The organism is Pseudomonas sp. ERMR1:02, from assembly GCF_002277815.1.
In the GTDB taxonomy this organism is placed as follows: domain Bacteria; phylum Pseudomonadota; class Gammaproteobacteria; order Pseudomonadales; family Pseudomonadaceae; genus Aquipseudomonas.
Map to the genome: position 1 here is coordinate 1 of NZ_NKJI01000032.1, position 15,381 is coordinate 15,381.

The 15,381-nt window shown below is 55.2% G+C and carries 10 protein-coding genes and 2 pseudogenes; 5 read left to right on the forward strand and 7 right to left on the reverse strand.

Going from position 1 to position 15,381, the window contains the following annotated elements; translation table 11 throughout:
- The 7 genes and pseudogenes from CES87_RS30490 to CES87_RS30520 form a co-directional block, all read right to left on the reverse strand.
- Window positions 1-666: pseudogene (locus CES87_RS30490) on the reverse strand (glycosyltransferase); the annotation flags it as partial.
- A 687-nt stretch (window positions 667-1,353) separates the two neighbouring features.
- Window positions 1,354-1,881, reverse strand: a complete 528-nt coding sequence (locus tag CES87_RS30495; protein WP_128609058.1) for a hypothetical protein — start codon at window positions 1,879-1,881, stop codon at window positions 1,354-1,356.
- A 32-nt stretch (window positions 1,882-1,913) separates the two neighbouring features.
- The gene (locus CES87_RS30500; RefSeq protein WP_128609060.1) at window positions 1,914-2,792 is read right to left on the reverse strand and encodes a hypothetical protein; all 879 of its coding nucleotides are present in this window, start codon (window positions 2,790-2,792) and stop codon (window positions 1,914-1,916) included.
- A 188-nt stretch (window positions 2,793-2,980) separates the two neighbouring features.
- Window positions 2,981-4,552, reverse strand: coding sequence for a hypothetical protein (locus tag CES87_RS30505; protein WP_128609062.1), 1,572 nt, complete (start codon window positions 4,550-4,552; stop codon window positions 2,981-2,983).
- Window positions 4,488-5,582, reverse strand: coding sequence for a hypothetical protein (locus tag CES87_RS30510; protein WP_128609063.1), 1,095 nt, complete (start codon window positions 5,580-5,582; stop codon window positions 4,488-4,490). The genes CES87_RS30505 and CES87_RS30510 overlap by 65 nt, the downstream gene beginning before the upstream one ends.
- 277 nt (window positions 5,583-5,859) lie before the next feature.
- Window positions 5,860-8,043, reverse strand: coding sequence for a hypothetical protein (locus CES87_RS30515; protein ID WP_128609064.1), 2,184 nt, complete (start codon window positions 8,041-8,043; stop codon window positions 5,860-5,862).
- A gap of 122 nt (window positions 8,044-8,165) precedes the next feature.
- Window positions 8,166-8,525 carry a response regulator gene (locus CES87_RS30520; protein ID WP_128609065.1) on the reverse strand — a complete coding sequence of 120 codons (360 nt, stop codon included), beginning with the start codon at window positions 8,523-8,525 and terminating at the stop codon, window positions 8,166-8,168.
- Between the two features lie 250 nt (window positions 8,526-8,775).
- Between CES87_RS30520 and CES87_RS30525 the strand changes: the two genes are divergently transcribed.
- From CES87_RS30525 to CES87_RS30545, 5 genes and pseudogenes are all read left to right on the forward strand, one after another.
- Window positions 8,776-12,267, forward strand: a complete 3,492-nt coding sequence (locus CES87_RS30525; protein ID WP_128609067.1) for a response regulator — start codon at window positions 8,776-8,778, stop codon at window positions 12,265-12,267.
- A gap of 27 nt (window positions 12,268-12,294) precedes the next feature.
- Window positions 12,295-13,110 carry a protein-glutamate O-methyltransferase CheR gene (locus CES87_RS30530; RefSeq protein WP_128609068.1) on the forward strand — a complete coding sequence of 272 codons (816 nt, stop codon included), beginning with the start codon at window positions 12,295-12,297 and terminating at the stop codon, window positions 13,108-13,110.
- Complete coding sequence (locus CES87_RS30535; RefSeq protein ID WP_128609070.1) at window positions 13,107-13,700, forward strand: chemotaxis protein CheB; 594 nt, start codon at window positions 13,107-13,109, stop codon at window positions 13,698-13,700. The genes CES87_RS30530 and CES87_RS30535 overlap by 4 nt, the downstream gene beginning before the upstream one ends.
- Window positions 13,694-14,874 (forward strand): annotated as a pseudogene (locus CES87_RS30540) (ATP-binding protein). The gene CES87_RS30535 and the pseudogene CES87_RS30540 overlap by 7 nt, the downstream one beginning before the upstream one ends.
- A 77-nt stretch (window positions 14,875-14,951) precedes the next feature.
- Window positions 14,952-15,329, forward strand: coding sequence for a response regulator (locus CES87_RS30545; RefSeq protein ID WP_110963035.1), 378 nt, complete (start codon window positions 14,952-14,954; stop codon window positions 15,327-15,329).
- Window positions 15,330-15,381 lie beyond the last annotated feature (52 nt).

Consider the following 15,381-nt stretch of genomic DNA (forward strand, 5'->3'; position numbering starts at 1 on the left):
TCTTCGAATGGCACGGGCGGATGATTCGGCAGATCGACCATCAGCGGGCACCAGTGCAGCAGGTCCCGTGGCAGTTTGAACTGCTCGACCAGCAACTCGATTTCCACTTCAGAGATCATCAGTTCAAGTCGCACCGATAAATCGCCGCGATCTCCCGTTTGGCCAGATCAGTGTCGGCCATGAACTCGAACTCTTCACGCAACGCCGGGGCGAACAGTTCGCTGAAGTCATTGGCGTCGTCGCTGGTCTTCAAACGCTGCTTGAGCCGCTGATGCCGGGCATCGCGCAGGCTTTGCAGGTCCGATGTCTCAAGGACACGCAGCGCATCGGGGCAGTGCTTTTCAACCGCGCCAGCCAAATTGCTCTTCCATCATGAATCGATCGAACAACACCACATCCGGGCCAGTTCGCTGATGAACGTGTCGAAACTGCTGTTGTTTAACTCGATCAGTACTTCGCGAATGCCAAGCGCCAAGGTCAGCGCGGTGTTCACCGGAACGTGCGGGACTGCTGAACGTGATGTCCCAACCCTGTTGCAGAAAGTCTCGAGTATTTGCATCATGTGCCGCCTGCCGCTGAAGAGCGGGGTTCGGGCCAGACGTAACCAATGACCAGGACTTTGGTTGGCGGAGGGGATTCATCAGGGCTTTTCCTTGAGGCGGGCAGGGCGGAACGGGCAGGATGCCAATTAAATCACAGGTGCTGTGGAAGGCGGGTTGGTTGGGTCCGTTTCGAGCGATGTGGCGAACCGCAGAGGTTGACGCTCCCTGGCAGGGAGCGTCGGTCTGGATTGATTCTGGTGTGATTTCAGGGGTTTTTTTCGAATTCGATTCTTTTGGACCATCGATGACCTTTTCGATCCAGTTCTTATCCATCGATCCATCCATCGAGTAACCGGTGGGTTGACTCCCCAGTCGGTGGCAATAATCTGCCTCCCCTCAGCACTCCATTTGGCCATTTGATCCTTGAGTTTTTCCATGTATTGGGAGGCCGGGCAACTGATATTTGCCCATGCATCGACAACCCATGCGTTCATAAATTCAGGTTCACTAAAATCGATGGTTGAGTGATGAGTTCCATCGGAATCCCGATGACTGTAAAGGCGTGCGCTCCTGGCATTCGCCAAAGGCTTGCGTCACCGCCATTGTTGAGGACGATTGCAGCGCTTACATAGGCCATCTGGTCGCAGTTTCCCGCACCGGTCTTCAGTATTGTTTCAGGATAGTTGGGTTTTCCAATTCTGGAGTACTCCCACAAGACAACCGTTCAGTTAGTGCGACTCGCTGCATGTCAATCGGGTCATGCGGCAATTGTTGATTGAAGGGCCTAATCCGGTGGCCTGTATTTGGCTGTCTACTTCTGTTTTTGCAGTATTCGCATAAAAGCGATTTTGCTGTACTCAGAGAGCTTTTCGAAGCCCGGTTGTTTGTTGGCTTTGTTGATCTTTATTGGCATGACGTAGACTTCGATGTCTCGAATTTCATTTTTATTCCAGACATCAATGAGAAACTCGCGCTTGGCTTCGTCCGAAAATAACTCGACCTTCTTTTTTAACTCTTCAATCTGATCAGCTGTAAATCCTTTTTTGTCGATAAGTGTGCTGTATAAATTGTCCAGCGTTGGTAGTGCCATAAAGGGCCGGCTGGGTGCGCCTTGTCCAGCCATTAAGAAGGGATCTTTAAGTTTGTGGTATCCCTTGATCAAGTCGGTGGCAAGACCGTCGTCAGTAAAGTCTATTTTCATAAAATTGATATTGTTTATTTCGTTTTTTTTGTAGGCGCAATAGTAAAACAGCCCGGCGTCAACTTCTGCGACCAAATATTCGTATTTGCCCCATATCCAGCCTGGAACGTCTACCTTGAATGCTCTTACCTCGCGCATGTCGTCAACGCCGTTGACAATGGCGTTGATTTTTACAACGCAAGTGGCTTTCTCGATGTCATCGACGGTTGTTTGGGTAGGAAACCGAAATTTTTGTCGTTGACAATGCTACCTGTTGTTTCGGATTTGAACTCGAGAGGCTCGTTGGTAGGTGCAGCATTAGCTTTTCCTTTAACACCATCGAAATTGAATATACGTCGCTCATGTACCACCTGAGGATTCGTACCCTTTGATGCCCAAAGACGTTTGTGGTCAAGCGCTTGTGCGAGTTTCTGATCGTCTGTTGCTGTGTCTCCTACGAATTTCGAGAGACACGTCACACCTCTCTTGGACTTACCCCTTACGCTGCATACCGCATCGAACCCTTCAAGTTCCCCTGAATAGAGCGGTGATGTCAGGTCTGTGAGGGTTTGCGGTTGTTCAGGATTGAATCGATAGACATTATCGCCAACGACAACGTCAACCTCGCCGGACAAGCGTTGAATCGTGTGAGGCTCGGAATCGAAAAGTCTTGATGGCGTGAACGCGGTTGTTCCATCGCTGAACGTAGTCGTTTCCAACGGGATCGAACTGGCGGGTCTGAAGTTATCAAGGGGTGGGCCATACGCTCGATTTCCAGCGGCGTCAAAGGCATACCATTTCCCTTCTTTGAACAAAGCCGTGACCGGGCCGGTCTGACCGGCTGTACTGGCAAAGCCTTGCGCGATATTGGAGCGTTTGACCAGTTGCGCACGATCGATGGCCTTGGTGCTGCCATAAAGGCTCTTGATTTGATCGATACCCATGCCCGCAGCTCGGTAGGCCTGGGTTCCCAGTGCGCACACCGCATTTTTCCCGTATCTCAACAGGTCGCCAACGCCATCGAGCGGGTTTGCATTGGAAATGAGGGTGCTAGTCATGATCCAGGTCATCTGCAACGCTTTGGGTATGAACTTCCCCGCCGATTTTGCGACTTTTACAGCCTGGCCGGCCGCTACTCCACCGGGTATGACGAACCCCGCTGCGTCCAATGTGCAGTCCAGTGCAGCTGCGCGGACGTCGCCCTGGATGATGTTGTCGATACAGGATTTGAAGGGCACGAGACTGAGGAAAAAATCTTTTATGTTGTTCTTGAGATTTTTTCATTCTCCGAATTTGTAGAACCTCGGGCAAAGTTTTCCAACGTGTCCCGGCCAACCACGAAATGTTCATTAACGACGACTGAGGCCAAATGGTTAACCCGGGAGTTCGGCGAAAATGCGTCAGGTACTTTGGTGAAGTCGTAACCGGGCGGGTAGAACACAACCTCTTGGTTCGTTGGCCTTATTTCTTCGATGATGACGTCGGAAGAAACCCCGTTTCGTGGCCCTGTGCCTTTTTCATAGGCGTCCCAATCAATATGTTGAGGCGTGGCGCATTGCTTTTCTATGTAACCGCTAGGATCTTTCATGCTCCTGAAAGTCTTAAGTTCGCCATTTAACGAAAGCGTGTCAGGCAGGTTCGTGTTTTTACGAATCTCTACTGCTCCGGGGAATACTTCGTAGTAAGTGACTTTTTGTTGATATTCCGAACGTAGCAAAATTCCGTGGCGGCCCTTGTGCGCTTCGATTTTTTCCGGGGTTTGAGAATACCTGTCTTCATCGATCGCACTGCGCACGGAATAAAATCTTTGCTTGCCATATTCCAGGCTTTGTCGATCTTCCAGCGGCAATTGTGAAATGAGGTACTTGAATATCGAGCCGGAACCCGTGCGCAAGTTGTCGAAGTAAGAAGTAAAGCTCTCCTTGAATAGCGACTCAACGGGCTTGAGCTGCTTAAACTTGTTCTCAAATGTCTGGAGAGGGATCTGTGCGTTGTAGGAACTCCACGTTCCAGTTTTCAGTTGCCCGGTGATATAGAGGTCAAGGAGTGAGTACATCGAAGACTGTAAGTTTTTGGGAATGCTTTTTCGACGAATACACAGGTCTTCGTATGGAAGTCCTTTACCAAAAACCCGTTCCAGCTCCGCCAGCGCCAGTCCTTCTCTTGTCGGCACGGCCGACGATAACGAACCCAGAGCCTCGGCCAGCTCCGTTCTGACGGCGTTGAATTTCTCACGAGCGATGTCCAGCTGCGAGGCTGTGTAGCTATCGCTGACATTGCGCCCGAGGATCCCATTCGCTATCGCCCAGTCGATCAGTGGATCCACCGAAGCCGACTGCACGGCAATTTCCTGGCCGGCGGTAATGGGGGAAGTACTGCCATAGCTCATGACTTGCTCGAAAGTCATGCGAATGGCTGCCCCAGGATTGAGCTGTTCAATGCGTGCGACCGCGATCCTGAAGCTTGTCCAGGTATGGCTGCCGCAGACCAGATTGTCGGGCATATCGCGAACCAGAAACTCCGGGGCGGTGCCAGCCAGCAAGTGGTAGGCGGCGACGGGTGCGGTGGTGGATGTGACTTTTCCACCCGCTACAAGATGCGCCTCGAGTCGCGTGACGACAGTCGATGGTTTCGCCCCCCAATTGCCCGCTTGCGTGAGGTTGTAACCCGCGACATGGTTGCGCGGCAGTCCAGGCGTAGCATCAAGGTCGAGCAACAACGCCGCCATGACCCACTCGGCCGCACTGTTTGGCGTAGTGATGGCATTAAGACTGGACTCCAGAGCCTCGCCCAGCAGTTTGGCTTTGTCGCTGTTGAGGGCGATATTCAACCCTTGAGCAGGACCGGTCACTGACTGTATTGCAGGAGATTGTTAAGCAGGCCGCCGGCAAGTGGCTTTTCGAAACGATGGACGGGTCCCGGATGGTTTTTATTTGGGCAGACGTCAGGGGGCGCGGATAACCCAAGGCTCCTTGGTAGTTGGCCCTCTCAGAACTCTCGGGAAAAGCAAAGGTTAAAACATTTATTAAGTTACTGACCTCTCCCACGGTTTTCGGCACGGTCCAGCCCATGGCGCTGATAAACCGTTGCGCAGTGATCATGCGCCGGGCTTCTTGCGGATGTTTGATCGCAAACAGCGAGTCCTTGTGGGTGGCTAATATTCCTGCGTTGAGATTTACGGAAGCGCCATCGGGTTGGTCGTTGATAATGCCGGTCAGTGTGATTATCAAGGCGTGGTTGGAGTAGAGGTCACCCAAACGTTGCCTTTGTTTTTCAACCTGAGCTTCGGATCTTGATTCCCGTGGTCTGACCGGGTCGGGTTCGATTTGGGTAAATGCCTGGTCAGTATCCAATTCCTGGGCGCGCTGGCGTGCTTGAGGCCGGTCCGGCGCCGAGCGTTCGCCATGGAACCCGCTGACCAGCGCAAGAGGAACTGACGAACTGGTCGGATAGGCCACGCCAATGTAGGTTGGGTCGACGATGCCAACCGTCCTCAGTATCGGGCCGGCGACATTGGCCCAGCCGCTGCCGTCATTCAGGGTGAATGTCGTTTCGACGCCCTTGACCTTGCCGGTCAGCGTGTTGTCCGCCGTACGGATTTTCACAGTGGCAAGGTCAAGGTTTGCCTGCTGGGCCCAATCAATAAAGAACGGGTTTTTGAAGGCGTTAACAAAGTTCAGCCAGCACTGGCCAAAGGTTGAATGCATGGGGACCGGGACAGTCGCTGCACCGTAACTGACCTTGCCGTCGGCATAGTTCGTCAACGCGCTCGCGTAACGGCCAGCCAACTGCGTATCACCATCGGCCCGTGAAGCATCGGTCCAGCCTGCAGCGCGCCTGTGACGCAGCAGGCTGATCACCTGTTTCGCCGTATCGGTCGCCGAATCCGAAGAGCCTTCATTGATCTCTTCGTCGGTCGCGCTAACAACACTTCCAGCTCATCCATCGTTTTGAGGTAATGGGTGAGGGTCGCCACTTTTTCCGATTCGCTTTCTTCGATGTCGGGCGTCGGTTCAACGCCTTGCGACGGGACGCTGAGTAACAAAACGTTTGCGTCAACTGCCGCAGTATCGCGCTTGCTGACATGATGAGCGCTCGATATTGGCCCAGCATGCTCCGCTGCCTGCACCTTGTGGATCAACTCAAGGTAGGTTTTGCCGGATCTTGTGGACTAGGTCGTTGTAGCTCGTACGCAACGTCCTGGATGAGTTGCTCATCGTCGAGCAGGTCATGTTCCGTGGACTGGTACATGCGCTTGAGTATCGTCTGAAAAAGGCCAGGCTCACCCGCCGCCACGGGTTTCCCCAGAATTTGCTCTATATCGTTCTCCAGCCGTTCCTGGTGCAGCGCCGGGCTTTCGGTGGCAGGGAGGGCAGTGCCGGGAGCGGTTGGGTCCTGAAGGGTTTGGCGATATTCGTTATAGAGTGCCGAGACGGCGACGAAGGCGGTCGTGACGCTTGCCCCGGGATTGTCCCTGATCAGTTGCAGGGCTGAAGAGGCAGCCCCGAGCGAGTAAGTGGCGAGGGCCGTGGTTATTCGGAACAGATAGCTGTTTAACTGCTGCGCAATCGGTGCCCACCATGAATCCGGCGTTACCTGCATAGGTCCGATGGACTCAGCCTGCGCCAGTTCTTCGAGGGCATCCGACGTTTCCTCCAGTTTCTGCAACAGCTCTTGAAGTTCATTAGCCGAAGCCGATGGAAATGTCAGTGCATAGTCGATCCTGCTCGAGAAGTCGCTGATCGCCTGCGCTATCTGCTCAAAGTCGAGTCCGTCCATTGCCGAAGAAGTGGGTAGTGACGATGCCGATGGTTTGGGATCATCACTGATATCCTCGCGTGTGCCGGTTGCGGATGACCGTGAGTGGGACGCAATGAAGTCGTTGACCTCCTGTTCCAGATCCGCCACAGCATCAAGCCACTGCCCAACGTTACGTTCCGGGACGGCCTCGGCAGGCGGCTGGGCATCTGCCTCAGCCTCGACAGGTGACGGTAGGACATCGACAGGCGAGGCGGGGGCAGCAGGCAAATGTGGGCGAATTTTTTCCGCGATGCCGAGCAATCCAACCGTATCCAACCCATTGGCGACGTATAGCAATTTCCCCCAGAATCCACCGGTGTAGCGAGGTCCTGTGGTGATGACTTCATCATGAAAACTCGACGCCTTTTCAATCTCTTGTAGCTTCAGCAGCAGTTCTGAGTCAGCGGGTGTGTTATCTGCCTTCTGCTCGGAAACGTGTTTGAAATCAGCACCAAAGATGAAGTAACAACCAGCCTTGGTGAGCACGGTACTCACGGCGCTCTGCAGTTCATCACCAACGTCTTTAAATGACATTGAGCCCAGTTTAGTGAGTGCTGCGGTCATCGGGGTCGCGATTTTCGATAGTGTCGAATGCACTACCTCGGTCAGTTCCGGCCGGTTGTCGTTGATCTCGATGGCCTGCAAACGAGCGTGAAGCGCATGGGCGGTGTCTGCGAAACGTCCCGGCCAGCGCGGGCGTTGACCCGGATCAGGGTTGTCAAGCGCTGCGACGTAAAGAGCCACAAGCATTTGGGCGTGCTTGGGTGATGGCCTGACATGAACGTGATCTTCAAGTTGACGCAGGTGTATGTTGAGTGGCCCTTCAGCCGACTTACGAACGTATTGGCGCGCTTGCGTGGTTAAGTCACGCACTGCTTTCCACGTGTCGTTATCGAGTAGCTCGCCATCGGCGATCTGTTGCTCTCGTAGCATGCGTGATTGCGTCAGCTGATCCTGAATAAATCCATGCACGCCTTCGCCATTTCGGCCACGAGGGAAATTGACGTTTTCGCCGAACGCATCCGCCCATTGATGCGGGGGCAGATCACAAATGACCACGACGATCTCACGCAGTTGTTTTGGAGTGAGTCCGTCCAGTGGCTTGATTGACCGCAGGATAGCGTCAACGAATAGCGGTGCTAGCCTCTTGCCGGTGGGAGTCTGCAGAAAACCGGTCTTGAGCGTTTGCAGAACGTCTTCTTCAGTGACGGTCTGGGTTCGTAATTGAACTTCAATTAACGACCAGTCCCGTTCGAGTGACTTCTGATCGTAGATCACCTCATTTTTCAAACTGTCGGGAAGATCTCGGATTGTGATGCTGCTGTATATAGGGCACGGAATCGGCAGCTTTGAATCCGTTGAAACGAGCTTTTCTCCGACGGTTTGGGGTGACCACCTGATACCGCTGGCCGCTGAATTGCGGACATAAGCACCCGATAGTCTGAATGTCGAGAGTGCAACTGGCGGTGGGCTGTTAGTGAAAGCGGAAGGTGTGGCTGCTGTGGCGTTTGCTGGAAGCATGAAGGTCCTTATCGAGACGCGAGATAAAAAATGCCTCAACGTTCAGTACATTCAGGCAAGCATCAACTCGCAACGATAGGTGCCACAAGAGCTTCAAACATGATGGAATTATGGACGCTCTTCTAACGGATGATGCTTTTAACCTTATCCCGCAACTGATCAATGGAAAACGGTTTGCCGATCACATGCATCCCTTGCGGCACATCAATGTTCTCGGCATAGCCGCTTGCAAACAGAATTGGCAGCGCAGGGCGCAGCGTATGCGCCACGTTGGCCAGTTCGCGCCCGTCCATGCCCGGCAGGCCGACATCGGTCATCATCAGGTCGATGTGCCGGTTAACATCCTTGAGGAACTCCAGTGCCTGCTCACTGCCATCGGCCTCCAACACATTAAACTCCAGGTCCTCCAGCACATCGACAATCAACATGCGCACGATGTCATCGTCTTCGACGACCAGGATGATGGAGGCGTTGGTGGACATAATGGCATTCTCGAAAATGGATGGGCGGTCGCCGGCCGATCGAAATCGCGGACCCTACTGCATGAGTAAGTGGCGGATCCCGACAAGTTCCCGACGCGCTATAAAAAGAATTGTGGAAAGGATAACCGCTCCCCTAGCCATGGGAGCAGCTCAATGTAGGACTTTGCTCGAAACTGCGTGAGAAAATTGGATAGAAACGCCAGTTTTGGGGCAAACTCCTTGGTTTTCACCCGTTCAAAAAGGCTTGATTATGACCTCTGCGTCTTCAGTTGATGAGCAACGGTTTCGTAAACTCCTAAGCCGCAACATCAGCCTGCCGCTGGGCGTCGGCGCCATCAGTGCAGTTTTTTTCGTGTCGCTGATTATGTATCTGCTGTCGACGATCCAGTGGGTCGAGCACACGGACCGGGTGATCAATAACGCCAATGAGGCGGTCAAGTTGACGGTCGATCTGGAAACCGGAATGCGCGGTTTTCTACTCAGTAGTGACGACAAGTTCCTCGAACCCTATGAAACGGCCAAGCCGCGAATCGAGGTCGTGCTCAATACCTTGCTGGAATTGACCGCCGACAATCCGGTGCAGACTGACCGCCTGCACCGGTTGCAGTCGTTGCAGCAGGAGTGGGCCAGTTACGCGCAAGCCATGATCGACTTGCAGCGCAGCGGCGGCGATTACCGCAGCGTGGTTCGGGCCGGAAAGGGCAAGCGCCTGACTGACGAAATCCGCAGGCAATTCGAAGACGTGATCGACATGGAGCAGCAGTTGCGCGCCACGCGCAATGAGGAAGTGCGCGGTACCACAGTCTGGAGCATCGTCCTTTATCTGTTGTTCATCGCCGCTATTAGCGGGTTGCTGGCGTATGTTGGCCGCCGTGATCTGCTCAACCTTTCGCAAAGCTACGGCGCCAATCTCTCTGTTGCACAGTCCAGCGCCCGCCGCCTGGAAAAGCAAGCCTGGCTGCGCAATGGCCAGACCCAACTGGCCGAACAAGTGCTGGGGCAACTGTCCCTGAACTTGCTGGGTCGCAACATATTGCAATTTTGCGCGCAGTATCTGGGCAGCGCCGTGGCGGCGCTTTATGTCCGTGAGGAACACGGTGGGCTGCGGCGCGTAGCGTCTTACGGTTTCTCCCGTGAACAGGAAGCGCTTGAACAGCATATTTATAGCGAGGAAGGCATTGTTGGCCAGGTCGCGCAACAGGCGCGGCTGATTCGCCTGGATAACGTGCCCAATGACTACTTCAAGGTCACTTCCGGCCTCGGCGAAGGATTACCGCACAGCGTGCTGGTGGCGCCGACCAGCGACGATGATCGGGTCAACGGTGTCATCGAGCTGGGTTTCCTGCGTCCATTGGACGAACGTGATATCGAGTTGCTCGAGCTGATTTGCGGCAATATCGGCACCTCCATCGAAGCGGCGCGCTATCGCCAGCGCTTGCAGGAAGTTCTGGCGCAAACCCAGCAACTCAATGAAGAGTTGCAGGTACAGCAGGAAGAGCTCAAGACTGCCAACGAAGAGCTCGAAGAGCAGTCGCGGATTCTCAAGGAATCCCAGGCACACCTGGAAACCCAGCAGGTGGAGCTGGAGCAGACCAATGAGCAACTGGCCGAACAGGCCGAGATTCTGGCCGCGCAACGCGACGCCATGGACCTGAAGAACAACGAACTGAATCAGGCCCAGACCCAGCTCGAAGACCGGGCCGATGAGTTGCAGCGCTCGAGCAAATACAAGTCCGAGTTCCTTGCCAACATGTCCCACGAGCTGCGCACGCCGTTGAACAGTTCGCTGATCCTGGCCAAGTTGCTAGCGGAAAACCCCCAGGAAAACCTCAGCACCGAACAGGTCAGGTATGCCGAGTCGATCTATTCGGCTGGCAACGACTTGCTCAACCTGATCAATGACATTCTCGATATTTCCAAGGTCGAGGCCGGCAAGCTGGAAATCCGCCCGGAGAACACTAGCGTGGCGCGTCTGGTGGACGGCTTGCGCGGGATGTTCGAGCCACTGGCGACGGACAAGCAGCTGCAATTGCACGTGGAGTTGCAGGACGGCTCACCAGCCATGATGTTCACCGACCGCCAGCGCCTGGAGCAGGTGCTCAAGAACCTGCTGTCCAACGCGGTGAAATTCACCGAGCAGGGCAGCGTCAGCTTGAGCGTTGCCAGCGCGCCGAACGAGGGCATTGCGTTCATCATCCGCGACTCCGGGATTGGCATTGCCGAATATCAGCAGGAAAGCATTTTCGAAGCCTTCCGCCAGGCCGACGGCACCACCAATCGTCGTTACGGCGGCACCGGGCTGGGCTTGTCGATTTCCCGCGACCTCGCGGCGTTGCTCGGCGGTTCCATCAACGTGTCCAGCGCGCCGGGGCAGGGCAGCGTGTTTACCCTGGTGTTGCCGCAACAGTATGTTGAGCGGGGAGAAGACCCCGTCGAACCGGTGCGGGCGCTGCCGGTGGCGTCAGCACCCAGCGTCGCCGCTCCCCAATTGAAACCGTTGATCGCTGAAGTCGATATTGCGCGTTTCAACGATGACCGCAGCAAGGCACCGTTCACCACTCGCTGCATTCTGGTGGTGGAAGACGAGTCGAATTTTGCCCATATCCTCTACGACCTCGCCCATGAACTGGGTTACCAGTGCTTGGTGGCCCACGGTGCCGACGAAGGCTACGACCTGGCCAGGCAATTCATCCCCGATGCGATCCTGCTGGACATGCGTCTGCCGGACCATTCCGGGTTGACCGTGCTGCAGCGCCTGAAGGAACACGCTGAAACCCGACACATTCCAGTGCATGTGATTTCGGTTGAGGACCGGGTGGAAGCAGCGATGCACATGGGCGCCGTCGGTTATGCGGTCAAGCCCACTACCCGTGAAGAGCTCAAGGACGTGTTCGCGCGTCTGGAGGCCAAATTGACCCAGAAGGTCAAACGCGTACTGTTGGTGGAAGACGATGATTTGCAGCGCGATAGCATTTCCCGGCTGATCGGCGACGATGACATCGAAATCACCGCGGTGGGTTTTGCCCAAGAGGCGCTGGACCTGCTGCGCACGACGATATTCGACTGCATGATCATCGACCTCAAGCTGCCGGACATGCTCGGCGGTGACCTGCTCAAGCGCATGTCCACCGAGGAAATCTGCTCCTTTCCGCCGGTCATCATCTACACCGGGCGCAACCTGACCCGGGACGAAGAGGCCGAACTGCGCAAGTATTCACGCTCGATCATCATCAAGGGCGCGCGCTCGCCCGAGCGCTTGCTTGATGAGGTGACACTCTTTTTGCACAAAGTCGAATCGCGGCTGTCTCATGAACGACAGAAGATGCTCAAAACCGCCCGCAGTCGCGACAAGGTTTTCGAGGGGCGCAAGGTGCTGCTGGTGGACGACGATGTGCGCAATATCTTCGCCCTCACCAGTGCGCTGGAGCAAAAGGGTGCAGTCGTGGTGATTGGCCGAAACGGTCGTGAAGCGATTGATCGTTTGAATGAAGTCGAAGACATCGATCTGGTGCTGATGGACGTGGTGATGCCGGAGATGGATGGTTTCGAAGCCACCATCGAAATTCGCAAGGATCCGCGCTGGCGCAAGCTGCCGATCATCGCGGTGACGGCCAAGGCCATGAAGGACGATCAGGAGCGCTGCCTGCAAGCGGGTGCCAACGATTACCTGGCCAAGCCCATCGACCTGGATCGCCTGTTTTCGTTGGTTCGAGTGTGGCTACCGAAAATGGAACGCATCTAATGGAACGCTCCTAGTGGAAAGCGCCTAATGGAAAAGAATGTCGAAATCGAATTGCGCTTGCTCATCGAGGCGATCTACCTCAAGTACAGCTACGATTTTCGCGATTACTCCGGCGCGTCGATCAAGCGCCGGGTGACCCACGCGTTGAGCCAGTTCGAGTGCGGCACTATTTCGGCCTTGCAGGAAAAGGTCCTGCACGATCCGGCCGCATTCATGCAGCTGTTGCAGTTGCTGACGATTCCGGTCAGTGAAATGTTCCGCGACCCTTCGCACTTCCTGGCGATTCGCCGGGAGGTGGTGCCACTGCTCAAAACCTACCCGTCGATCAAGATCTGGATTGCCGGTTGCAGCACCGGCGAAGAGGTTTATTCAATGGCCATCCTGCTGCGCGAAGAGGGCTTGCTCGACCGCAGCATCATCTACGCGACCGACATCAATCCGCGCTCGCTGGAGAAAGCCAGGCAAGGGATTTTCTCGATGGAGAATGTCCGCGCCTACACTTCTAATTATCAGCACGCCGGTGGCCAGCGTTCGTTCGCCGACTACTATACGGCGGCGTACGGTTACGCGATTTTCGACAAGTCGTTGTGTGAGAACGTGACCTTCGCCGATCACAGCCTGGCGACCGACAGCGTGTTTTCAGAAACTCAATTAATATCTTGTCGTAACGTATTGATTTATTTCAATAAAAGTCTTCAGGACCGCGCGTTCGGCCTGTTTCACGAGTCACTGTGCCACCGAGGTTTTCTGGTGCTGGGCAGCAAGGAAACCCCGGATTTTTCAGTCTTCGGCAATCAGTTCGAACCGTTGGTCAAACAAGAACGGATCTACCGCAAATCATGAACAGTGCGAAAGATTTGCCTTCTATAGAAGCGATCGTGATCGGCGCTTCGGCCGGTGGGGTAGAGGCGTTGCTGAGTATTCTCGGCCCGCTGCGTGAAGGTTTCGCGTTGCCGATCATTGTTGTCCTGCATCTGCCGAACGAGCGCCGCAGCCATTTGGCGGAAGTCTTTGCCCGGCGGGTTGCCCTGCCGGTTCTGGAGGCCATCGACAAAACACCGATTGAAGCCGGAACCCTGTATTTCGCTACGGCCGGTTATCACCTGTCGGTGGAACTGGACCGCAGCTTTTCCCTGAGCCTGGAGGACCGCGTGCATTACTCGCGTCCGGCCATTGACTATCTGTTCGAATCGGCCGCCGATGCCTACGGCCCGCACCTGGCCGCTGTGTTGCTGACCGGCGCCAACCGCGATGGCGCCTACGGCCTGGCGCAAGTCAAACGGCATGGCGGCCTGACCATTGTGCAGGACCCGGAAGAGGCCCAGGTTGCGACCATGCCCCGGGCGGCAATGGATATTCATCAGCCCGACCACATTCTTTCTATCCGCGGCATCGGCCGTCTGCTTGTCGAGCTGGAACAAATCGCATGCTAAGTAATATCCAGGCCAAACTGCTGATCGTCGACGATCTGCCGGAGAATCTGTTGGCACTTGAAGCGCTGATCAAGCGCGAAGACCGTGCCGTGTTCAAGGCGCAATCGGCGGACGAAGCCTTGTCGCTGTTGCTCCAGCACGAATTCGCCATGGCCATTCTCGATGTGCAGATGCCCGGCATGAACGGCTTTGAGCTGGCCGAGTTGATGCGTGGTACGGAAAAGACCAAAAACATCCCGATCGTGTTTGTCAGCGCCGCCGGCCGCGAGCTGAACTATGCGTTCAAGGGTTATGAAAGTGGTGCCGTGGACTTCCTGCACAAACCGCTGGACATCCATGCGGTCAAGAGCAAGGTCAACGTGTTTGTCGAGTTGTACCGTCAGAGCAAGGCCATGAAGCAACAGGTAGTAGCGCTGGAGCAGAGCCGCCGTGAGCAAGAGGCGTTGCTTGCGCAGTTACAAAGCACGCAACGGGAACTGGAGCAGGCCGTGCGCATGCGCGATGACTTCATGTCCATCGTCGCCCACGAAGTACGCACGCCGCTCAATGGCCTGATCCTCGAAACCCAACTGCGAAAGATGCACCTGGCCCGGGATAACGCCGCCGCGTTTACCCTCGACAAAATGCACGCGATGGTCGATCGCGACGAACGGCAGATCAAAAGCCTGATCCGCCTGATCGAAGACATGCTTGATGTGTCGCGCATTCGCACCGGCAAGCTGTCGATCCGACCGACGTGTTTTGATCTTTCGGTACTGGTTAGGGCGTTATTACAGAATTTTGCCCAGCAGATCGACACCGCCGAGGCTTCCGTTACCCTCGAAGCCGGGCAACCGGTGATCGGCAACTGGGACGAATTTCGCATTGAACAGGTGATTTCCAACCTGCTGACCAACGCCTTGCGTTACGGTGCAAAGAGCCGATCAACGTGAGGGTGTACAGTGAAAACGGTGAGGCACGGGTGGAGGTCCGTGATCACGGGATTGGCATCAGTGAAGAAAACCAGCAACTGATTTTCCAGCAGTTCGAGCGGGTTTCGGTCAAGCAGGCCGTCGCCGGACTGGGTCTGGGATTATTTATTTCCGAACAGATAGTCACCGCCCATGGCGGTACCATTACCGTCGAGAGCCGGATTGGCGAAGGCGCCCTGTTTCGCGTTTGTCTGCCGCTGTAGGAAAACAGCCCGATAAACGCAACCTCTGATCGACCCCACGGTCGTATCAGCAGCTATTGACCGAACAAAGGCTTCCCATGAGTGAAGATGCACAAGATGTAGTACTCGTCGTCGAGGACGAGCCGGTTATCCTGATGGTGCTGACCGACTACTTGTCGGGGCAGGGGTATCGTGTGCTTCAGGCGGAAAACGGCGAGCAGGCCTTCGAGATTCTCGCCAGCAAACCCCATCTGGACATGTTGATTACTGATTATCGTCTGCCGGGTGGCATCTCCGGCGTGCAGATCGCCGAACCCGCGGTAAAACTGCGACCGGACCTGAAAGTGATTTTCATCAGCGGCTATGCGAAGGAAATCCGCGAAACCGGTAGCCCGATCACGCTCAAGGCGCCGATCCTGGAAAAACCGTTCGACCTGGATGTATTGCAGGACATCATGCAGGACCTGCTTTCGTAGGAGCGAGCTTCCCTGATCGTTCCCACGCTCCGCGTGGGAATGCATCCCGTGA

What these genes read in the sequence shown, in the direction of transcription:
- CES87_RS30495 (WP_128609058.1), bottom strand. Translation starts at nt 1,881, where the DNA reads ATGCGCGAGGTAAGAGCATTCAAGGTAGACGTTCCAGGCTGGATATGG.
- CES87_RS30500 (WP_128609060.1), bottom strand. Translation starts at nt 2,792, where the DNA reads ATGACCTGGATCATGACTAGCACCCTCATTTCCAATGCAAACCCGCTC.
- CES87_RS30515 (WP_128609064.1), bottom strand. Translation starts at nt 8,043, where the DNA reads ATGCTTCCAGCAAACGCCACAGCAGCCACACCTTCCGCTTTCACTAAC.
- CES87_RS30520 (WP_128609065.1), bottom strand. Translation starts at nt 8,525, where the DNA reads ATGTCCACCAACGCCTCCATCATCCTGGTCGTCGAAGACGATGACATC.
- CES87_RS30525 (WP_128609067.1), top strand. Translation starts at nt 8,776, where the DNA reads ATGACCTCTGCGTCTTCAGTTGATGAGCAACGGTTTCGTAAACTCCTA.
- CES87_RS30530 (WP_128609068.1), top strand. Translation starts at nt 12,295, where the DNA reads ATGGAAAAGAATGTCGAAATCGAATTGCGCTTGCTCATCGAGGCGATC.
- CES87_RS30535 (WP_128609070.1), top strand. Translation starts at nt 13,107, where the DNA reads ATGAACAGTGCGAAAGATTTGCCTTCTATAGAAGCGATCGTGATCGGC.
- CES87_RS30545 (WP_110963035.1), top strand. Translation starts at nt 14,952, where the DNA reads ATGAGTGAAGATGCACAAGATGTAGTACTCGTCGTCGAGGACGAGCCG.